Annotated in this window: 18 protein-coding genes and 4 pseudogenes; 8 read left to right on the forward strand and 14 right to left on the reverse strand. The window is 68.2% G+C overall.

The genetic code is table 11. The annotated features are described in order from the left end of the window. Positions 1 to 168: 168 nt before the first annotated feature. Entirely contained in the window at positions 169 to 708 is a 540-nt protein-coding gene (locus AVL59_RS23850; protein WP_067307872.1) for a hypothetical protein, read from the forward strand. A gap of 49 nt (positions 709 to 757) precedes the next feature. Here AVL59_RS23850 and AVL59_RS23855 read toward each other — a convergent pair whose 3' ends face one another. Together AVL59_RS23855 and AVL59_RS23860 are read right to left on the reverse strand one after the other, a co-directional pair. Next, the gene (locus AVL59_RS23855) at positions 758 to 1,309 is read right to left on the reverse strand and encodes an SMI1/KNR4 family protein (RefSeq protein WP_067307875.1); all 552 of its coding nucleotides are present in this window, start codon (positions 1,307 to 1,309) and stop codon (positions 758 to 760) included. A gap of 430 nt (positions 1,310 to 1,739) precedes the next feature. Beyond that, positions 1,740 to 2,633: a LysR family transcriptional regulator gene (locus AVL59_RS23860; protein WP_067307878.1), complete on the reverse strand. Its 894-nt coding sequence runs from the start codon at positions 2,631 to 2,633 to the stop codon at positions 1,740 to 1,742. 101 nt (positions 2,634 to 2,734) lie between these two features. Between AVL59_RS23860 and AVL59_RS23865 the strand changes: the two genes are divergently transcribed. Then, positions 2,735 to 3,823, forward strand: coding sequence for an alcohol dehydrogenase catalytic domain-containing protein (locus AVL59_RS23865; protein WP_208870435.1), 1,089 nt, complete (start codon positions 2,735 to 2,737; stop codon positions 3,821 to 3,823). A 37-nt stretch (positions 3,824 to 3,860) separates the two neighbouring features. On the opposite strand, the gene AVL59_RS23870 is transcribed toward AVL59_RS23865, so the two are convergent. The 6 genes and pseudogenes from AVL59_RS23870 to AVL59_RS23895 all read right to left on the reverse strand — a co-directional run bounded on the left by AVL59_RS23870 (position 3,861) and on the right by AVL59_RS23895 (position 8,422). Then, positions 3,861 to 4,259, reverse strand: a complete 399-nt coding sequence (locus AVL59_RS23870) for a hypothetical protein (protein ID WP_067307880.1) — start codon at positions 4,257 to 4,259, stop codon at positions 3,861 to 3,863. Positions 4,260 to 4,263: 4 nt separating this feature from the next. Continuing rightward, positions 4,264 to 5,085: pseudogene (locus AVL59_RS49090) on the reverse strand (IS5 family transposase). Between the two features lie 183 nt (positions 5,086 to 5,268). Further along, positions 5,269 to 5,610 (reverse strand): annotated as a pseudogene (locus AVL59_RS53670) (transposase); the annotation flags it as partial. After that, positions 5,597 to 6,499 (reverse strand): DUF3626 domain-containing protein, encoded by a 903-nt coding sequence (locus tag AVL59_RS23885; protein WP_067317675.1) that lies wholly within the window; start codon positions 6,497 to 6,499, stop codon positions 5,597 to 5,599. The pseudogene AVL59_RS53670 and the gene AVL59_RS23885, both read right to left, overlap by 14 nt. A 131-nt stretch (positions 6,500 to 6,630) precedes the next feature. Continuing rightward, the gene (locus AVL59_RS23890; protein WP_067307885.1) at positions 6,631 to 7,290 is read right to left on the reverse strand and encodes a formylglycine-generating enzyme family protein; all 660 of its coding nucleotides are present in this window, start codon (positions 7,288 to 7,290) and stop codon (positions 6,631 to 6,633) included. Between the two features lie 406 nt (positions 7,291 to 7,696). Continuing rightward, a complete protein-coding gene (locus AVL59_RS23895) occupies positions 7,697 to 8,422 on the reverse strand; it encodes a tyrosine-type recombinase/integrase (RefSeq protein WP_159400038.1) in 726 nt (241 codons plus the stop codon). Between the two features lie 100 nt (positions 8,423 to 8,522). On the opposite strand from AVL59_RS23895, the pseudogene AVL59_RS56900 reads away from it, so the two are divergent. After that, positions 8,523 to 8,704: pseudogene (locus tag AVL59_RS56900) on the forward strand (transposase); the annotation flags it as partial. 271 nt (positions 8,705 to 8,975) lie between these two features. Here the strand turns inward: AVL59_RS56900 and AVL59_RS23900 are convergent. Together AVL59_RS23900 and AVL59_RS23905 are read right to left on the reverse strand one after the other, a co-directional pair. Beyond that, a complete protein-coding gene (locus AVL59_RS23900) occupies positions 8,976 to 9,386 on the reverse strand; it encodes a hypothetical protein (RefSeq protein WP_067307890.1) in 411 nt (136 codons plus the stop codon). A gap of 291 nt (positions 9,387 to 9,677) precedes the next feature. Further along, positions 9,678 to 10,574: an aminoglycoside phosphotransferase family protein gene (locus tag AVL59_RS23905; RefSeq protein ID WP_067307893.1), complete on the reverse strand. Its 897-nt coding sequence runs from the start codon at positions 10,572 to 10,574 to the stop codon at positions 9,678 to 9,680. Between the two features lie 417 nt (positions 10,575 to 10,991). On the opposite strand from AVL59_RS23905, the gene AVL59_RS52455 reads away from it, so the two are divergent. Then, the gene (locus AVL59_RS52455; RefSeq protein ID WP_067307896.1) at positions 10,992 to 11,573 is read left to right on the forward strand and encodes a hypothetical protein; all 582 of its coding nucleotides are present in this window, start codon (positions 10,992 to 10,994) and stop codon (positions 11,571 to 11,573) included. 50 nt (positions 11,574 to 11,623) lie between these two features. Beyond that, on the forward strand, positions 11,624 to 11,752 hold the full coding sequence (locus AVL59_RS54810) for a TerD family protein (RefSeq protein ID WP_269466071.1): 129 nt from the start codon (positions 11,624 to 11,626) through the stop codon (positions 11,750 to 11,752). 95 nt (positions 11,753 to 11,847) lie between these two features. Here AVL59_RS54810 and AVL59_RS23915 read toward each other — a convergent pair. Together AVL59_RS23915 and AVL59_RS23920 are read right to left on the reverse strand one after the other, a co-directional pair. Then, positions 11,848 to 12,518: pseudogene (locus tag AVL59_RS23915) on the reverse strand (SDR family NAD(P)-dependent oxidoreductase). Between the two features lie 11 nt (positions 12,519 to 12,529). Then, positions 12,530 to 13,756, reverse strand: coding sequence for a thiamine pyrophosphate-dependent enzyme (locus AVL59_RS23920; RefSeq protein ID WP_208870437.1), 1,227 nt, complete (start codon positions 13,754 to 13,756; stop codon positions 12,530 to 12,532). 219 nt (positions 13,757 to 13,975) lie between these two features. On the opposite strand from AVL59_RS23920, the gene AVL59_RS23925 reads away from it, so the two are divergent. Then, positions 13,976 to 14,344 (forward strand): VOC family protein, encoded by a 369-nt coding sequence (locus AVL59_RS23925; RefSeq protein ID WP_067307899.1) that lies wholly within the window; start codon positions 13,976 to 13,978, stop codon positions 14,342 to 14,344. Positions 14,345 to 14,390: 46 nt separating this feature from the next. Here the strand turns inward: AVL59_RS23925 and AVL59_RS55695 are convergent, their stop codons facing one another. Continuing rightward, complete coding sequence (locus AVL59_RS55695) at positions 14,391 to 14,513, reverse strand: hypothetical protein (protein WP_257785104.1); 123 nt, start codon at positions 14,511 to 14,513, stop codon at positions 14,391 to 14,393. A gap of 937 nt (positions 14,514 to 15,450) precedes the next feature. Next, complete coding sequence (locus AVL59_RS23930) at positions 15,451 to 15,684, reverse strand: hypothetical protein (protein WP_067307901.1); 234 nt, start codon at positions 15,682 to 15,684, stop codon at positions 15,451 to 15,453. A 352-nt stretch (positions 15,685 to 16,036) separates the two neighbouring features. Here AVL59_RS23930 and AVL59_RS23935 point away from each other — a divergent pair, with 352 nt between their 5' ends. Beyond that, positions 16,037 to 18,430, forward strand: coding sequence for a discoidin domain-containing protein (locus AVL59_RS23935; RefSeq protein WP_237281643.1), 2,394 nt, complete (start codon positions 16,037 to 16,039; stop codon positions 18,428 to 18,430). Positions 18,431 to 19,100: 670 nt separating this feature from the next. Continuing rightward, positions 19,101 to 19,472 carry a beta/alpha barrel domain-containing protein gene (locus AVL59_RS52465; protein ID WP_237281914.1) on the forward strand — a complete coding sequence of 124 codons (372 nt, stop codon included), beginning with the start codon at positions 19,101 to 19,103 and terminating at the stop codon, positions 19,470 to 19,472. The last annotated feature ends 594 nt before the right edge of the window (positions 19,473 to 20,066 follow it).

A 20,066-nucleotide genomic window follows, 5' to 3' on the forward strand; every position in this document is an offset into this window, starting at 1 on the left:
TGATCGCCACATCCACATTACGAAGAGCCTCCCGACCTGGGGAAAGGCCGGTGGTCATGCCCCTAATCAGCGGTCTGTCAGTGCCTCCGGAGCTGGTGACACCACCCCCCAGGCCATGCACTCGACAAGGGGAGGCAGTCATGCCAACTCCGAAGGCCGGTAACCCCGTTGCGGGGCCACGAAGACGGTAATGGGGGGGAGGAGCTCGAGGCCGAGCCGGAGCGGGCGCGGCTGGCGCTGGCGGACGCCGAAGAAGTGCTCAGGCGACGGGTGATCGGCTTGGAGCAGTATCTGGAGGCGCTGGCCGAGACGGATGCGCCCGCGGTGCCGTCCGATGACCGGTCGCAGGGGATGAAGGTGAGGCCGGCCGGGCCGCGCCGGGCTGTTCCTCATGGGCAGGACGCGGTGGGGGGTGAGGTGCTGGCGGTCGACTACCAGGCGTTGATGACCGCCGCTGAGCAGGCGGGAGTCGATGGGATCGGCGCCCGGCGGGCGGCGGTGGTGCTGGGCTGGGACAGTGCCTCCCACTCCCCCGTCGAGGGTGCGCGGGCGAGGTTGGAACGGTTGGTGGAACGGGGCTGGCTGCTGGAGGACAGGGCGGGCAGGGTCGCGCTGCCGTCGCAGGTGGCTTCGTGGATCTCTAGGAACAGCGTCTGGCGACCGGTTCCGGAGGCAGTTGGTGATCACCTGGCTCACGGATCTCGATGAGAAACGACGGCACTGTTGTGTCCACGAACCTGGGACGCCCAGCCTCTCGTCAGAGTGGCTGGCCGTCGAAGGGGTCGCCGGAGCCGGGCCTGAACACCGTGCCGAGGTCGTACTGCGCGATCCCGAAAGGTTGAAAGTCGGCATCGGCAAGGACGCGGTAGAGGAACTCCGAGGTGGATATGTCGTACTGGTGCCATGCGCCGACGTCATTGGACCGCGCGAGGACGAGGTACTCGCCCGGCCGCTGGGCGTCGATCAGCCAGAAGTACTCGTCGGCCCATTCGGTGGAGCCCCACTCAACCAGCCCCTTGCCGCCCGGCGCGTAGATCGCATAGGGCTCGACGGCGCAGTGGCTTCCGAGGTTGTTGTCCTGGTCGACCGACAGGGAGACCCGCCACTGTGTCAGGAAGTCGAACGCGGGGCCTTCGTCGCGCCCCAGAAAGTAGAGGGAATCACTGAAGACGCCGCCGCCGAAGGCCTCGTAGAGCTCCTTGTAGTCCGCCGGCAGCGGAACACCCAGCTCTCCCTCGATCGCCGCCCAGTCGACGGAGATCCCGAGCGGCTCCCACCCGGTCAGTTCGATCACTCGCTGAACCCACATACAACAATCTTCTAGCACCGGCCTTCGTTCCGATGTCCCTCACCCCCCTCGTCACTCAGGTCAAGATCGGCAGCTATCGCACTCAGCCGACCTTGGCGGATTCCTCAGCCCGGGCTCGTGTGCTGGCGAGGCGATAGGAGTCAGTGCCGGTCTCGGAGGATGGTTTGAGAGTGTTTGATGGGGATCGGACACGAAACCTCGACCAGTGACACGTTGGGCGTGTCCACCGGCAACGAGCCCGCTAACCTCGGCGGAAGGCTGGCTGCCGGCGGCCGTTATGCGCGGCCGCGGGGCGCGAGGAGTATGTGCAGGGCCGTGACGACGGCGAAGCTGATCGCCAGTACCGCGCAGAACAGGCCGACGGTGACCGCGGTGCCCACCCGTGAGGGGGAAAGGGGTACACGCGATCGTGCGCGGCCTTGGCAGCGGTTCAGGCGGTCGACGTGATCGCTCGGGTGACGGCCGTGATCGCCGGGGCGGGGTGGCCGGGGAGGCGTGCCACGAGCACCCGGCGGATCTCGGGGGGTGCGCCGTCGACGCGCAGCAGGCTCACCCCGGGCGGCAGCACCGGTGAGAGCCGGGACGGCACCGTCGTCACGCCGAAGCCGCCGGCGACCAGCTGGAGCTTCGTCAGCCAGTCGCGCGCGGAGTGGATGACGCGAGGCCGTCCGGGCAGGCTGGGCCAGACGCCGAGCAGCGGCTCAGAGCTCGATGACGGGGTGGCGATCCACGCGGCGTCGACCAGCTCGTCGACGTGCACCGTGGTGCGTCCGGCGAACTCTCCGGTCGACGGCACCGCCACGACCAGTTCGGTGTCCGCGACGGTCTCGACGTGCAGGCGCGGCGAGTCGCCGTCGAAGGGCCGGTGGGGTGGGCGGGACGTCAGCACGGCGAGGTCGAGCGAGCCGGCGCGCAGCGCCCGGATCAGAGTGGGCGTGGTGCCCTCGCTGGTGGTGACCGTGATCTGCGGGCCGGCCGCCGCGAGGTGTGCGAGGGCGGCGGGCAGGATCGCCGCGCCCGCGCTCAGGAACACCCCGAGCCGCACCAGTTCGGTCCGCGGGACGGTGCCAGTGAGCTCATGCTCGGCCTCTGCGAGCGAGGCCAGGACCGTGTGGGCGTGCCGCAGCAGGGTCAAGCCGGAGGGAGTGAGCCGTACCCCGTCTGGGCGGCGTTCGAACAGGGTGGTGCCCACGCTGCGTTCGAGGGCGGCGGCCTGGCGTGAGACGGCCGACTGCGTGTAGCCGAGTCGGGCAGCTGCCGCGGTGAAGCTGCCGGACTCAGCGATCTGCCGCAGGACCCGCAGTCCCGCGCTGGAGATGTCCATGCGGCATACGCATACCACGAATGCCAGATCATCGCTTCCCGCATGCTCACCCAGCTCCTAGTGTCGATCCCACGAGCACGGACGAACACGGAGGTCATCACGTGCGAGCAGCAGTTCTGACGCGGTTCGGCGCCCCGCTCGCGGTGCGGGAGGTACCCGACCCCAAGGCCGGGGGCGGCGAGGTCGTGGTCGAGGTCCTCGCCGCCAGCGTGGCGCCCTACGCGGCCGAGGTCTTCGGCGGCAAGCGGAACTACCCCCTCGTCCCTCCTGTCGTGCCCGGTGTCGGCGGCGTCGGGCGGATCATCCACGTCGGCCCGGACGCCACCCGGCTGCGCGTCGGCGACCTGGTGTGGTGCGACTCGACGGTGCGCTCGCGGGACGACGCCCTGACGCCCGACATCACGCTCCAGGGCTGGAGCTCGCGCGGCGAGGGCGGCGCGCGGCTCGCCCGGTACCTGCACGACGGTTCGTTCGCCGAGCTCATGCGGGTCCCGACGGAGAACGTCTTCCCGCTGCCCACCGTGGCAGGGGACGATCCGGCCCGCTGGGCCGCACTCACCGTGCACGCCATCTCCTACGGTGGGCTGCTGGCAGGCGGGCTCGCAGCCGGCGAGACGCTGCTCGTCAGCGGGGCCACCGGCAACCTCGGCAGCAGCGCGGTCGCGGTCGCGCTCGCGATGGGAGCGGGCCGCGTGGTCGCCCCGGGCCGCAACCAGGCCGCGCTCGACCTCCTCGCCGACCGGTTCGGTCCGCGGCTGCGCCCGGTCCCGCTGACCGGAGACGAGGCCACCGACCGCGCGGCGATGTCCGCGGCGGCCGACGGCCCGATCGACATGGTGATCGACCTGCTCCCGCCGAGCGCACCCAGCTCGGCGTCGCGCGCGGCGGCCATGACCGTCCGCGAGTACGGCCGCGTCGTCCTCATGGGCGGCGTCGGCATGCTCGGCGGCGACGACCTCGCGCTCCCGTACCCATGGATCATGCGCAACTCGATAACCGTGCGCGGGCAGTGGATGTACCCGCGCACAGCCAATGTCGGCATCATCCGGCTCCTCGCCTCGGGCACTCTGGATCTCGCCCCCGAACGGGTCCGGTCGTTCGGCCTCGATGCTGTCAACGACGCCATCGCGTACGCCGCCGCGCACGGTGGCCCGTTCGACCGCACCACCCTCACCCCACCGGCTGGCTGACAAGGCCCACTGATCCCCACCCACGGGGCTCGGCCGGTTACTGCTTCCTGGCGAAATCGCCAGTGTCGACCTCGGTGAGGATGCCGTGTGTGACCAGGCGTTTCAACTTGGCTCGGGTGCCTTCAATGTTCTTCGGCAGCAGTTTATGGTCGAGGGCTTCGCAGACGTCTTTGGCCCGCAGCGGTCCGGTCGCCTCGTTGAAGACGGCGAGGATACGAGAGTAGTCAGGGTGCTCGGGCAGGTCCGGTGGGACGGCCGGAAGTCGGTCGGCAAGGCCCGTGACGGTCTTCCGGGTGATCGCGAGGTGCTCGAGGTGCGTATCGGCCTGCCGCAGCCGGGTCTGCAGTTCGCCGATCTGTGTGCGGACGTCGTTGGCCTGGGCCCGGGCGGCATCCTCCTGGATGTCCAGCGCGTCGAGCAGGGGCTGGATGTTCATGCGGTCACCGCCTGCGGTTCGCGCCGGTGAGGCGGCGGATCATGACGTGGGGCATCGCCCCATAGACGCGGGAGGCGGACGACGAAGGGCGGTGCACGTAGTCGCGGACCAGACGCCGGTGCGGTATCAAGATCCCGTAGGTCTGCTCGACCCTCCACCGCTTCGGCTGCGGCACGAACCCCTTGTCCTGAGGGTTGCGTTCAACGATCTCGACGTCGATGCCCAGGTTGGCGCCGTGCAGGACCACCTGGTTCTTGAAGCCCTGGTCAACCAGCGCCTTGCGGACGGTGTCGCCGGCGTGTTCGGCGACCTGGCCAAGCAGGACGATGCCCGCGGTGTTGTCGTGCGTGTTCGCGGCGAGGACGACGACCGCGATGACCAGGCCGAGGACGTCCACGGCCAGTCCGCGCTTGCGGCCCGACACCCGCTTGGCCGGATCCCGACCGGTCGTGGCGGCGGGGACCCCGGCGGCCGCGTGAACGCTCTGGGTGTCCAGCACCACCAGCGTCGGGTCCTCTAATCGGCGGGCCCGCTCACGGACCTGGCAGCGCAGGAGCTCATGGATGATCTGGTCGGTCCCGTCGTCCCGCCAGGTGCCGAAGTAGTAGTACGTCGCACTCTTCTGGGGAAGATCGCGCGGGAGATAGGCTCACTGGCAGCCGGTCCGCCCCTGATGGAGCATCGCGTTAACGATCTCTCGCATCTCGTAGGCGCCCTGATGGCCACTGACCGAACGGTGCTGGTCCTTCCACGCAGTGATCACCGGCTCGATCAACGACCACTGCTCGTCCGATAAGTCACTCGGATACGGCTTGCGTTCACTCACCCCACCACCCCAACAGACCGCAGGCGGCGGACCAGTGGATTCCGCTCACACGAGCTCGGTCGTGCTGGTCAGCCAATCAGCAGGCTCGGCAGCGATCAAGATTGGCATGAGGAGCGCCAGGTTCATGGCCCACAAGCCCGACCACCCAGGGGCCCACTTGACTCCTTAGCCCCCTGAGATGTCTTTGAGGGCTCGCATGTTGACGGAGTCGATCACGCGCCTCGACCATTCCAGCTCCCCGCGGGCGCCGAGCTCGTCCAGCACCAGGCGGTGGAGCTTCGCCCACACCCGCGCCGCGGTCTACTTGGAGAAGCGCCGGTGGACGGTCTGCCATGAGGCACCGAAGACTGGCGGCAGCTGCCGCCAGGTGCACCCTGACGTGGCGACGAAGATGCTCGCGGCGAGCACCGCGCGATCGTCGACCCGTCGACGACCGCCGCCTTGCGGCCTCGTGGGGATCTGTGGTCTCACAGCCCGGAACAAATCCCACAGTCCCTCCGGCACCAGCCCCTCAACGAAGGCCATCGAGTACCGTCCCCTCCCTCGGTGCCGGAGTCACCGAGCTGTCCGTGGCCTTCCAGGGAGACCCGAATCGCGCCAGGTAGTGCCACACCTTCTTGATCGCCTGGGAGTCATAGACGCCGGCACGTGCAGCATCTCCCACGATCCCGGGATCGAGCACGCCGTCGACCGCGATCTGCGAGCCCAAGTCGACGTATTCCTGACCGCGGTAGCCGGGATGACGGCGGAGTTCTTCAACCCCGAGTCGGAAGCCGGGGTGCCACTCCACCGGGCAGCCAAGACGCAGAGCCGCGTCCTCGACCGCCGTGCCTCGGTAGCAGGGGTCCAGGACCAGCGCCTCCACTGCGCATTGCAAGCGGACCGACCCGTGCACCTGCGCCTCGATGTAGTCGTCCAGCTCGTCCTGACGATCGGCGAGGGTAAGGTCGAGGAGCCCCATACGGGCCGCGACACCGAAATCCGACGGTTCGAGGAAACTGTCCGGGTAGCAGAACGTGGTCCGCGTCAGCGTCTGGGCCGTCAGCCGGAAGTGGGCCGAGCCGAATCGCGGCGCCCCACCGACCGGCTTGCGACGGAAGTTCAACGCCCCGTAGACGGGGCGCTCATGAGCAGGTGCTTCGTCGTACGCCCCGGCGAAGATCCGGCTCTCCCAGCGCCATCGGTCGCCGCCGGGATGCGCGGTCAGGCCACCGTTGCTGGTCCCAGTGACGAACTGCGAGTGGTAGACGCCGCCCTCGGCCATAGCATCCAGGATCGGCTTGCCGTGCAGCAGACGGTCCGGGTGGAAGTTGAGGGTCACCCGCAATGTCGGGTCCATCGGAGGGCCTGACGCCAGCTCCGTGACATGCCGAAGGGCCCGTTCCTGCGGTGTCTGGGAGGTTGCAGAGCTCATCAGCACAGTGTTCCCCACCCTGATCAACCGGTGCACGCCGATTGTCCACCGACAGCCCGTTCCCCCGTGACGGAGTGTTGATTGATCAACAATCGGGACGATCTCTAACTGACCGATCCGGAATGAGGCTGTTACGGCCGAGGCAGTGATGTGGAGCGCGCTACGCGAAATCCCACGTCGTCGATCCGGAAGGTCGGGTGGCTGCGCCGCCGCACCGACGCCCGGCAGCTCCAGTGCTCGTCGGCCCATCCACCACCACGGAGCACCCGGTAGGCCCCATACACCTCGGCGTCGTAGACGTCCCAGCACCAGTCCCACACATTGCCCAGCATGTCGTACAGGCCCCATGCGTTGGGCTGCTTGCCGCCGACAGAGTGGACCCGCCCATCGGAATTGCCCTGGTACCAGGCGACCTCGTCGAGCTGGCCGTACCGCGGGCCAGCAGTACCCGCACGGCAGGCGTGCTCCCATTCGGCCTCGGTCGGCAACCGGTACCCGCCTGCGGAGGTGTCCCATTCGGCCGTCTCGGCGTCGACGCACAGGTGATACGCGGGCGTCAGCCCCTCGCGTCGGGACAAGGCGTTACAGAACTGGACCGCTTCCCACCACGAAACACCCTCAATCGGCAGCCGCTCGCCTTGGGTGCTACTCGGCCGTCGGCCTGTGACTCGTGCGTACCAGGACTGCGTGACCGGGAACGCCGACATCTGAAACGGCGCGACCTCGACCGGCCAACTGCTCTGCGTCCGCCGGACCGACAGCCTCACCTGTCCCGACGGAACCGCAACCATCTCGTTTCCTGCCCCCGCGTCCACAACAGCCCACCCTACCGGCGTCTTCCCACCGCTCTGCCGATCTCTCCGATCAGCGGTGGGGCTATTGCAATGGGCCTGGCAGAGCTTGTTGATGACACCCACCCGACCGCATCTCACCGAGTCGCGTGCGACCTGGCAAAGAGCCGGGTCGCTGCCGCGCGGCCGGTCGGACGGGGAGTACTGGGCGTCGAATTCCTCCCAGGTCAGCCCACTCTCTTCGCGGCCTCGCGTGCAGCCACGGCAGCGGGCACGGGAACCGAGCATGGCTCGGCATCGGGGGGTGCGGCAGCTCCAAACCGAGGTACGGGGGCTGTCCAGATTTCCGGTGAACAGCCACCACTGATGACCCCATTCGCCCGGTCGCCATCCCGGATCGACGTGATCACCAAGCCACTTCTGCCAACCCACCCAGTCGACGGCGAACGGCGCAACAGCCTCTTGAACAGGGACGCCAGCCGCCGTCATCGGGCACCTGCCGTATCACGTTCGACGGCTTCGCGCCGCTCGCGGTCAGTGGTGCGCAAGTAGGGCTTGAGCGACCCGGGCCACTCGTGCCGAGCAGTTTCTGGACGACATCCCGGGGAACCCCTGCCCTGATCCACTCGTTTGCCGCGGTGTGACGGAGCATGTGCGGTCGCGCCACGATCTGGGCCCACTTCGCCAGGCGGTCGAAGAGCTGCTTCGCGTTCGGGTAGCTCATCGCCCGTCCCAGCGGCGCACGGAACAGGTTCACGAACACCATGTCGCTATCGGCCGCCTCCTGTACTGCCTCACGTTCCCACTCGTAGTCCCGGTAGTAGCCGGCGACATCTGTGGTCACCGGGATCGTGCGGGACTTCCGGGACTTCGCCAGCGCGCTGTTCGCGTTGTCCCGCCGCCGGTGAACATGCACGTGAGGGCCACCGGCATGGCAGCCCAGCTGGTGTGAGTCGGCCAGGAAATGCGCATCGGCCCGTCGCATGCCCAGCGTCTCGCCGATCCGCATGCCGGTGGCCCGCATCAGCACGATCAGAAAGCGGTCGCGGGCATTCCGGGCCATCCGGATCATCAACTCGACTTGTTCTCGCGTGAAGTACTCGATGCCTGGGGCGGTCGTGGCGAACTTCAAGGTCCGCTCCGTGATGGCGCTCAACCAGCAGGTTGCCGAGCTCGACAAGCTCATCGAGGTCCGGTTTCGTGACCACCACACCTTTGAAGTGATCACCAGCATGCCTGGCCTGGGCGTCATCCTCGGCGCCGAGTTCCTCGCCGCCACCGGCGGCGACATGACCGTTTTCGGCACTCCCGACCGGCTCGCCGGCTTCGGCGGTGTCGCCCCCGTCCGCGCGACTCCGGCAAGATCAGTGGCAACCTGCGCCGCCCACAGCGATACAACCGTCGCCTTCAGCGAGTCTTCTACACCTCCGCGCTGTTCAGCATCCGAAGGTGCGAGGAGTCCCGCCGGTTCTACGACCGCAAACGCGCCGAGGGTAAACGCACACCCAAGCCGTCCTCGCTCTCTCGCGCCGCCGCGTCAACGTCCTCTGGGCCCTCCTGCGCGACGGACGATGCTACGAACTCAAACCGCCCGCAGCCTGCGCGGGGCCGCGGCGAACACTGGCCGTCCTTACCGTCTGACGCCCCCGCCGCACCCACCCGAACTCGCAGATCGTTGCGGACTCTCAGCTGTCAGTGGTCAGAACCTCCACCAGGGCCTCAACAGCGACCACGGCCTCCAGGGTGGCTAGCACGAGCACGGGATCAGGGGTCTGCAACAGGAATCCGCTCCAGACCCGGAAGACGGCGCTGCCGTCCGCCCTCTCCTTTGCGAAGGAGATACAGCCCGGCAGATATTTCACGCCGTCGCGCCCGCCGGGCACCCAGGGCGGAGGACCGTTCGAGAACCGGAGATAGTTGTGACTGGTGGACGGGTACCACTGGCTCAACGCGCTTGCCCGGGCGGCCAGCACCAACTCCTCCTCAACAGGAGGCACCCACGAGTCCGTGCCACGCAGCAACGCATCATGGGCCCGTGCGCATTGCATCTGCCAATCCCAGTCATCGTCCAGCGACCATTGGGCGTCCTCTCCCATGCGCTGAGTCTGACCAAACTCCTGAGCGTAGGTAACCCCCAACGAGCTCGGGCTTGGCACCCTCCACCGCTCTCGCCGCTTGACAAACCGCATTAGGAATCGCTGCGACAGAACATGGGCGCGCCCAGGATGAGGCAGGGAGGTCGGTTGTCCCGTCTCCAGAGATCTGGTCCCTGTCTCTGGTGATCTGGCCCGATTTGCTTGCGGTCTCAGGCGACCTGGGTGTCTCTTGGCAACGAACCTCGGGCGGGGCCTCGGAGAGCTGAGCAACGTGAAAGGTCTGCCAGCCTCCTAGATTGATGCCAGAACACGGTCAAGCGCCGCCCGGCCTGCGGGTCCCCATGTCGGCTTGCCGCCTGGCAGGCCCCGCTCCCCGGCCCGGCCCATGAGGATGAGGAAAAGGCTCTTCGCGGCAGCCAACCCTCGTGCGCGCCGGATCATCGCCTCGTCCGCGTCTGCGTACGCGTCGAAGAACCGTGAAGCCGCCCCCGCGGGAAGAAGCACCCAGGCAGCCGCGAGATCGACCGCCGGATCACCGGCGCACATGTCACCAAAGTCGATCACGCCCGAGAGTGTCCCGTCCGAGACGACGACATTCGCTGGATGAAGGTCGCCGTGCAGCCATACAGGCGGGCCCTCCCAATCGGGAGCCGCAATGGCCTCGTCCCAGACGTCCCGGAAATTCCGGAGGTCAGCGACATCGCTTCCGGAGGCGACTTCCTCGAGTCCCTTTTCGAAACCGTCCGAGAGCGTTTTGAGGGGAACGCCGCGATCCTGACTGACCGGTGCATCCGCGGGCGCCTTCACATGCAGTGCCTTGAGGAAGCCCGCCAAAGTGTCGGCCGCGCCGTCGTGGCTGATTGGGGAGCGGTCGGCTGGTTCGCCCGGAACCCATGTCGCGATGGTCCATGGCCGCGGGAAGCGTGCGGACGGTTTACCGATCCGCATGGGAGTCGGGACCGGTAGTGGAAGGCGCGGGGCCAGGGCGGGCAGCCACTGGTGCTCTTTGCGCAGGAGGGAGGGCGCTCGCTCCGTGCGTGGCATGCGCACGGCGAACTCGTCCCCGAGGCGCCACAGTTGGTTGTCCCAACCGCCGGCCACCTCACGCAGTTCCAAGCCCGCAAGGTCCGGATGCTGCTCTCGCACCAGAGAGCGCACCAAGTTCTCATCGATCTCGAAGCTGTCCATGATCTCACTCAACCATCAGTCGTGGCTGACGACCCAGGCGTGGTGCCAGTTCGAAACAGGGCCGGACCTGATCAGCTGAGACAGCATTCGGGATTCATCCAGCCAGGACCACATCACCCGAGATTCCCGGCATCCCCACGTCTCAAGTGAACTGGTCGCCGCAAGTCAGCGGCCCGACGCCGAACCAGACCCAGGTGCCGGAGATCCGAAACGCGCCTCACCTGGGTTTGCCCTGGGCGCTCGCCGAGGCCCGCGCCTTTCACTTGCACGGTGTCGGAAGACTGGCTCGCGCGGAGCGGTCTGCCGGCAAACAACGAGCGGAACAGGACGCGCTCTTCTACCTGGCTGCGGAAACCGCCCGCCTCCAGGCAGTGCGAGAGCAGTTGGCCGCCGGGTATCACCGCCATCGACCTCGTTGTGCTGACACGTCTGCCCGACACCCAACGCCTCGGCTTCGTGACCTACGGCCGCTGGACCCGCGCGGCGATCGAGTCCACGCTCTGGCGGGAACCCGAGGACGCCCTGCGTTTCATGAACGTCGGCCAGGATGTGGCCTGCTCTGTCACCACCACGGCCTCCGGGAACCTCTCCAGCACCATCAAGCCGCTGGACACCACACACCTGCCCGCATTGCATCACCTGCTGGACCACGCGCAGGACGAATCCGACTCCGGCGAGACAACCCTCGCCGACCTGGACATCAGCCTCGGTGCAAATACCGCGCCCGGTGACGGTGTCCTGGTCACCGATCCTTACCGGATCAAGGCGTTCGCCGAGTGGAAGCAGGAAGCACCGGCAGGCACGCCTCCCATGCCATCCGCACCTCCAGCCGTCCCCACCGCCCTGATCCCCGGACACGCCCTCGTCCTGCCCGAGGAAGCCTGGCAGGGCCTGCACGTGGCCTTCGGCTTCGCAGGCGCGGAGCCGTCAACATGGACGTCGACACCGGACTCACCCGCGGTGCCCTGTCCCACGCCGCCCTGCACATGGACTGCGTGACCGGAGCGGCCCGGACATTCCAGCCGCCAACTGACCTCGACATCCGAGCCATGGTCGTCGCTGAGCTGTATCGGCACACCGTGGAAGGCCGACCCGTCTGGAAACTGCGGGCCATCGGTCAAGGTTGGGCAGAAGGCTTTGACGGTCTCGCCCGTGCCTATGGTGTCGACGTCGAGTGAACTGCTGCGGCCGTGCCTGCCCGGCGCCGGGTTTTTTGAGTGCCCTGGAAACTGGTCCGGGTTCCGCCGTCGATCGTCACCATGGCGCCGGTGACCTAGGACGCGGCGGGCGACAGCAGGAACGCAGCGGTGCGGTCGGCGTCGCCGGTGATCGACTGGAGTTCGAGGGTCCGGTCGGTCCCGATGTGCGCGGGCACCAGGCCGTCCACGCGCACGCCCCTGGGGCCGAGTTCACCGGCGAGGGTGTTCGCGTAACCGGACAGGGCCGGGCGCGGGGCGTTGGAGATGGCGAAGCAGGCGATCGGTTCGTACACCGAGGTGGTCAGGACGAAACCGATCACCCCACCCTCGTCCAGCTGCGCGGCGACAACCCGTGACAACCGCACCGCGCCCAGGAAGCCCGACTCGAAGGAGGCGCGCCACTGGTCGTCGTCGACGGCGTCCGTCGTGCCCGTCGGCGGGCCGCCGACGCTGATGAGCGCGCTGTCCAGCCCCTTGAAGGGCCCGCGCGCCGATGCGATCAGCCGGTCCGACGTCCCGGGGGCGGCGTTGTCGGCGTTGTCGGCATTGTCGGCATTGTCGGCGACAACCCCTACCGCCTGCCCGGGGCCGCCGAGCTCCGCCTCCGCCGCGGCCAGCGAGTGCGTGCTGCAGCCGCTGACCACCACCTTCGCACCGCCGGAGGTCAGCCAGCGGGCAGCGGCCGGACCGAGACCGCGGTGCCGCCGGTGACGATGTAGACACGGTCCTTCAGTCCGAGATCCATCACTGCTCCTGTTACAGCATCGCCTTCTGGGGCTGGGTGGCCACCACGATGACGGTGGTGGTGTCGGCGGTCAGGGCCGCCTTGAACTCGCGCTGCAGGTCCTCGGTCGTGTCGACGTCGACCGCGCGGCAGCCGAAGCCGCGGGCCACGCCGGCAATGTCGAGCCCGGGCAGGTCGAGGCCGGGGACGCCCGGAGCCTCCTCCAACACCGCGAACGACTTGAGGATGGAGTACTCCTGGTTGCGCATGACGACGGGCAGTCGGTGCTGTGCCGCCGTCCAGATCGCCTGCACGGAGTACTGGAAGGAACCGTCGCCGATCAGCCCGACGACCGGCCGGGGGGCACCTCGCTCCCGGTCGGCCAGGGCGACCCCGACGGCCGCCGGCGCACCCCAGCCGATGCCGCCGCTGGCCGTGGCGAAGAAGGAGCCAGTCTTGGTGGTGGGCAGCCACTCAATCTGCTGGGCCATGGTGGAGGTCGACTCGTTGACGATGACAGCGTCGGCCGGCTTGACGCTGCTCAGGGCCGCGTAGACCTCCGGGGGCGTCAGCGGGCTGTTCGGCGACTCCGGAAGCACCCTGGGGCGCGCCATCGGCTCCGGTGGGGTCCGCGAGGTTCCCTCCGCGACTGTCGCCAGAACCTGCTCGATCGCCGTCTTGGGGTCACCGAGCAGGCTGTCGCCCACCCGCGCCGCGGCGGCGACGTCGGGATTGCCGGTGATCTGGAGAAGCTCCGTGCCGTCGGGCAGGTAGGAGCCCGGGACGTAGGGGTAGTACCGGAACACCTCGGCGCCGATCACGACGACCAGGTCGTGCCCGGTCAGCCGGTCGCTGATCGTCTTCACCGACATGCCGAGCGGGCCGCGGAACAGGGGGTGGTCCTCGGGGAAGGACGCACGGTCGAGCAGCGGGGAGCCGTACACGGCCGCGCGCAGCTTCTCCGCGAGGGCAACCGCCGCGTCCCAGCCGCCGGCACGGTCGACCTCCGGCCCGAAGACCAGCGCGGGACTGCGGCTTGCGGAGATACGGTCCGCGAAGCTCCGTAGCCGGTCTGGGTCGGGCAGGACCCGGTCGCTGAAGGTCCGCGTGCGAGTGAAGGCGGACAGGGGCCGCTTCCAGTCGTCCATTGGCACGGAAAGGTAGACGGGACCGGCCGGAGGCTGCAGGGCCATCGCGTACGCCCGCAGGAACGCCTCCGGGACATCCTCGGCGCGCGCGGGCTCGTACGACCACTTCACCCACGGCTTGGGAAGCGTGGTGGCCTCCCCCGGGTTCCTGAGGCTGCGCCATCTTGAAGTGGCTGGTCAGCAGGGGTGGTGTGACCCGGTTTCGGGCTGCTCGTACTGGTCGCGGGCGGCAGTCTGGGATGGAGATCGTCTGGCAGGGCGGTTTTACCGATGAGTTCACCGTCCTCGAACGGTCTACCCAGCGACACGACCGTTCTCGACAGGAGTGCCATGTCCACCATCCAGCCAGTGATCATCACTGCCGACCAGGACGTCCTGCTCGGCTTCTATACGAAATTGTTCGGCGCCGAGGAGATCTTCCGGATACCGGCGGAGGGCCCGGCCTTCTACCTCGGCTTGCGCATCGGCGACACCGACCTCGGGCTGGTGGCCAAGGCGAACCCGGGGACCGGGGCGGCACCGCGGATCCTGCTCAGCATCGGTGTCGACGACGTCGACGAGACGCTCGGCCGGGTGGAGGCGCTGGGCGGCTCGGTCCGCGGCGCCCCCAACGACATGCCGTGGGGACAGCGCGTCGCCCACATCCAGGACCCCGACGGCAACCCGCTGAACCTCACTCAGCCGATCCCGGCCCGGTGACGCTGTTCCGGGGGTATGTGCTGATCGTGGGCTCCTGCGGTAGAGATCAATTGTCGGTAGTGGCCTCGATGTTCGTTACTTCCGACAGCTGGTGGACCAGCTGCTCTTCGAGTCCGTCCAGCTCCGCACGCCGCGCGGCGATCCGCTCCAGCACCTCGGGATCCATCATGGGCCGGAGCGTAGGAGCGGCACTCGCGACGACAGACGGGAATCCGCAAACCCGCCTCTACCCAATGATCAACACCCCAGACTGCCGCCCACGACCAGCACAAGCACCCCGAAACGGCGTCACACCAGCACCCTGACCAGCCACTTCAAGATGGCGCAGAGCGTTCCTGAAAGCCACAAACAACCACTCCTGGAGATGGCCTACGCAGCCAGTGGGTCGACGACGCCGTCACCGCACCCTCCGGCTGATCTCCTTCGGGCTTGGACACCTCGAAGATCAGCCGGTGGCCGTTCGTCTGTGCGGGCCTCACCCCGACGCCGGAACAAACCCCGCATCAGGTCGAACTCGTACACCAATTCCTAGGACGCAACTCCATCGGAAGCCGGAGCAGCCACCCGGCGGGTTCATCATCCTGATGATCACGAGGCGCCCAGGTAGGTTCCGTGGACCAGAGACAAGAGTGGTAATGCGCGGCACTCTCGCGATCATTACGTATCCGTATCTCAGCGGCTCCTGATTGTCCTAGTGATTGGTGGTGGACAAGCTCGTCACGTTGACTCGCACGGCCCGTCAGCGGCACTCCCGTATGCCTCCACCGGAAGGACACCGCCCTATGAGCATCAGGCGCACAGGTGCTGTCGCACTCACCGCCAGCGGGTTGCGTAATCGCCACGAGCGCCGGCCCGACCCTGGCCGACTCCGGCTCAACCCAGGTGCGCCATCACCGATCCGAGGATCCATTCAGGCGGCGCGGACCGGAACCCTGAGCGCAGCATGGCATGCGCCACGGCATCGTGCACAGCCGCGGACCTGGCGACCAGAACGGCGCGGACGACAGCTGCGCCAACGCGAGGTGTCTGCCGCGGAGGCGGGCCACCCCACCAACACGAGTACGGCCAGCTGACATCCATATAGGGCCACGAAAGCCGACACGCGGTCAGCTGTTGAGCTGTCTCCTCCCCCTCGACGCCGAGCCTGCGGCTGCGGCGCCGTTCAACCCAGCGTTCTGCGCCAGAATTTCGTAGACGGCGATGTCAAAGCTGAGGTCGTCGCAGTTGAGGTTGGCGACCGGCACGGACTGGGTGACGCTGAGGTCGACGTGCAGGGCCATGAGTGTGTCGCGGTCGCGGTTCCACCAGGTGGACCGCGAGGCCCGGCAGGTGCCGGACACACTGGACGCCTCCGCTTCGGCCCTCCCAGGGCAAGTGCGGCCGCCGTCCCGGGATGGCCCGTGCCACGCCCAACTCGCCTACCTCCCTTCATTGGCTCAGAACCGTCTGTACGCCCTGCACCACACAGCTGTTGACGGTCATCATCTGGCTGCGCCGAAAGGCTCCTTCTCACCTCCGGAGAACATCACCGTGCCGATACCGCGTGTTCGCAGACCCGGCTCGTCGCGCAAACCGCGGCGTTCCCTGACAAGTTCCCGCACTCTCATCCTGATCGCCGTGCTGGCCGTGGCCACCGCTTTGCTCCCCCTGGCGAGCCTCGGCCAGGGAGACGCAAAGGCGGACAGTTCAGAGGTGCCCGGCCCTACCGGTGCGGGGTTCGCCCCGCACCACGGGGTGGCGCCCGCATCCGCGATGGAACCCGCTGCACCGGTGCTGCCACGGGACGGCTGGACGGTGACCGCCAGCGACCAGGAGAACGCCGCGGAGGACGGACGCGCCGCCAACGTAATGGACGGGGATACCGCCACCATCTGGCACAGCAAGTGGTCGGGGACCCCCACTGCGCTGCCGCACAGCATCACCATCGACATGCATCGCACCGCCGTGGTGTCGGCGATCGTCTACTGGCCGCGGGCCGTCAGCCCCAACGGCCGTATCGGCACGTACGAGATCCGGCTGAGCAACGACGGCCGGACCTGGAGCGAGCCGGTGGCCTCCGGCACTCTCGCGGACGACGCCACGGTCAAGACGCTGTCCTTCGCCGCGCAGGGCACACGGTATGTGCGGCTGACGGCGCTGACCGAAGCGGGCGGACGGGGGCCATGGGCGTCCGCGGCGGAACTCGACCTGCTCGGCGATCCCGGCTCCACCGCCGGTGTCGTCGCCCTGTCGCGCGAGGGATGGACCGCCACCGCAAGCGACGAAGAGAGCTCGGCGGAGGACGGACGCGCCGCCAACGTACTGGACGGGGATGCCGACACCATCTGGCACAGCAAGTGGTCGAGTTCCACTGCTGCGCTGCCGCACAGCATCACCATCGACATGAAGAGGCCCCGCACGGTCTCCGAACTCACCTACCAGCCGCGTCAGGACTCCACGAACGGCCGGATCGGCGCCTTCACCGTCACCACCAGCTCGGACGGCACGTCCTTCGGTGCGCCGGTCGCCTCCGGCACCTGGGCCGACGACGACACGATCAAGGGCGCCTCGTTCATCCGGCCTGTGACGGCCCGGTATGTACGTCTGACCGCCACCACCGAGGCGGGCGGCCGCGGCCCCTGGTCCTCGGCGGCCGAAATCCGGCTGGCCGGGCCCGCGGATCCCGCCCAAGCGGGTGCGTGGGGTCCGGTGAAGGGCTTCCCTCTGGTCCCGGTGACCACGGCCGTCCTGCCGAACAACAAACTGCTCGCCTGGTCGGCGTACGGCGTCGACCGGTTCGGCGGCAGCAATGGCTACACCCAGACCGCAATCATGGACATGACGACTGGTCAGGTCACGCAGCGGCGCATCGACAACACGGGGCACGACATGTTCTGCCCGGGGATCGCCATCCTGTCCGACGGGCGCGTCCTGGTCACCGGCGGCAGCAACGCGGAACGTGCCAGCATCTACGACCCGGCGACGGACGCCTGGACCTCGACCGCGGACATGCACATACCCCGCGGCTACCAGGCGATGACCCTGCTGTCCAACGGCGAGGCCTTCGTCCTGGGCGGTTCCTGGAGCGGCGGCGTGGGCGGAAAGGACGCCGAGGTGTGGTCGCCTGCCACGGGAACCTGGCGCACCCTGCCCGGCGTTCCCGTCGCCCCGACCATGACTGCGGACCCGGCGGGTCCCTACCGGGCGGACAACCATGAGTGGCTGCACGCCACTTCGGACGGCCGGGTACTGCAGCTCGGCCCGAGCAAGCAGATGAACTGGATCACCACGACGGGCGCCGGGACCATCGCGTCGGCCGGGACCCGTGCCGACAGCCAGGACGCGATGAACGGCAACGCGGTCGCGTACGACATCGACAAGTTGCTGACCCTCGGCGGCGCGACCGCTTACGAGAAGGCCAAGGCCACGAACCGTGCCTATACCGTCGACGCGAGCGGCAGTGGACAGCCGGTGAGCACCCGAACCGGGGACATGCGCTTCGCTCGCGCGTTCAGCAACAGCGTGGTCATGCCGGACGGGAAGGTCGCGGTGTTCGGCGGACAGTCGTACCCGGTACCTTTCAGCGACGCGACGTCCGTCATGACCCCGGAGATCTGGGATCCGGCCACCGGGAAGTTCACGTCCGCGGCATCCATGGCCGTGCCGCGCAACTACCACAGCGTCGCCAATCTGCTGCCGGACGGCCGGATCTTCTCCGGCGGCGGAGGCCTGTGCGGGGACTGCGCCACGAACCACCTGGACGGCGCGATCTTCACCCCGCCGTATCTGCTCAACGCGGACGGCAGCGAAAGGCCCCGTCCGGCCATCACCGGTCAGGTGCCCGCCCGGGCAGAAAACGGCACGCAGTTGTCGGTAACCACCGACAAGGCGGTCACCTCCTTCGCCCTCGTACGCGCCAGTGCGGCGACCCACACCACCGACAACGACCAGCGCCGCGTGCCACTGCGGTTCCGTGCCACGGCCGGCACCTCGTACCAGGTCGACATCCCGGCCGACCCGGGCGTCGCCCTGCCAGGGACGTACATGCTGTTCGCGCTCGACGCTCAGGGGGCGCCGAGCAACGCCCGGATGCTCACGATCAGCTGAGGCCGAGGACCCGGCGCGCTTGGCGAGCGTGCACGGGCGCGGCCCGAGGTGCGGCTGCTACGGGGGCTGCATGCGGTGTGCCCGCCTGTCCCGCAGACGCAGGCCCGCCCGTGACCGCTGCCACTCATGAGGTGTTCGACCGCTGCCACGCCTGCTGGGAGGCCCGCGCCCCCCACGCACGCCTGGCCGCCGGGTTCGGCATCGTCATTGCGACCGGAACCAGCAACCGCGCCACCATCACCACAGGACTGCCGCACGCTGCTCGGCCTGCTCCGCGCCCACGAGATCCACGCGGTCGCGCACGCCCCTTGAGCGCGCGTGACCGGGAGTGCGTCGGGGCTTCTCAGGTGTAGGTGGTCCCGGGTGTGCCTCTTACCGCATACCACGGAGTCGGCCAGAGTGATCGGGCACCGAGACATCGATCCGTACAGCCGCGTCTGGGGCTTACAGCCCGGAACCACTGTCTGCCGGTCCGGGCGCGGACCTGTGCCGACGGCGCCGTACCGGCCCGCGCCACCGTCCGTGCCAGGTGGCACTGTCGGTCTGTCACCGCGACCCGCTCCGCCGCCCGCCGACCCACGCACCCACGCACCCACGCACCCACCGAGAAGACCACCATGTTGCCGCCCGACCAGGTACGGCAGACAGCCGCCGTCAGGCACAGCGCGTGGTGTCGCCGCCGCACATCGACGATCCAATTGCGGCCGAGGCCACAGCCCTCGGCCTCGGGACACTGTCCGGGATGTTCAACCCGACCGAGGCTGTGCCTGCCTGGCAGGTCGGCGTGACTGCGGCCATGCTGTTCCCGGCCTCGCTGCTTGGCCCGGACTTCGCCACGGTGATGCATGGCCCGTTGCCCGAGCGGCCATTCGTGGCCACAGGAGGCATAAACCTGGCGGGTGTCGAAGGTTGGCTGGCCGATGGGGCACCCGCAGTCGCCGTGGGCTCGGCTCTGATCGGGGACGCGCTGGACGACGAGGATCACACGGCGCCGTGGCCGCCGGCCCGAAGAGAGTCCGCCAGGTCGCGGCCGATACCGTGACCGAGACCGACCCAGTGGGCGCGGGAGCCTCCTTTTGTGGCCGGCTATCTGAGCGCCGTAATCGACGGAGTCGGCGCCAGAGCCCGGTTGGAGAGAGCCGCCCGCGTGGCAGCCTTCTCCGTCTCCGCCGAAGGCGACTGCGTACTTTCTCTGTGCGGATGTTCGTGGTTCGGATCCCGCCGTAGGTTGCTGTCACGCCCGATCCGCTCGGCATGCGTCGCAGGCGGCTGGTGCAGTGTGGAAGTCTGCCCGTGCTTTCACATCAACTCGCAGGATCCGGTGTGCCTTGAACCGAAGTTACTGACCTCGGTTCCGGGGAGCCAACCCAGAAAGGCAATACGATGAGCGGAACAGGATCTGGTGCAGATGATGCACGATGGCCAGGAGAACGCCCCCTTTGAAGCCCAGCACGGTCACGAGTTGCGTAATGGCGTGCGTGCCCGTCCGCAAACTCGTGCGGTCTGGATGGCTTCGGACTTGACGCTGTCCATTGCCGGCTTTGGGGCGGAGATCGTAGGCCTACCGAGCGCTTTCCCTCAGGGAGGGCACGTCCGTTCTCGGCAGGACCCCGGTTCAACGATCGCGTCGGTGCCA

The organism is Streptomyces griseochromogenes, assembly GCF_001542625.1.
Taxonomy (GTDB): domain Bacteria; phylum Actinomycetota; class Actinomycetes; order Streptomycetales; family Streptomycetaceae; genus Streptomyces; species Streptomyces griseochromogenes.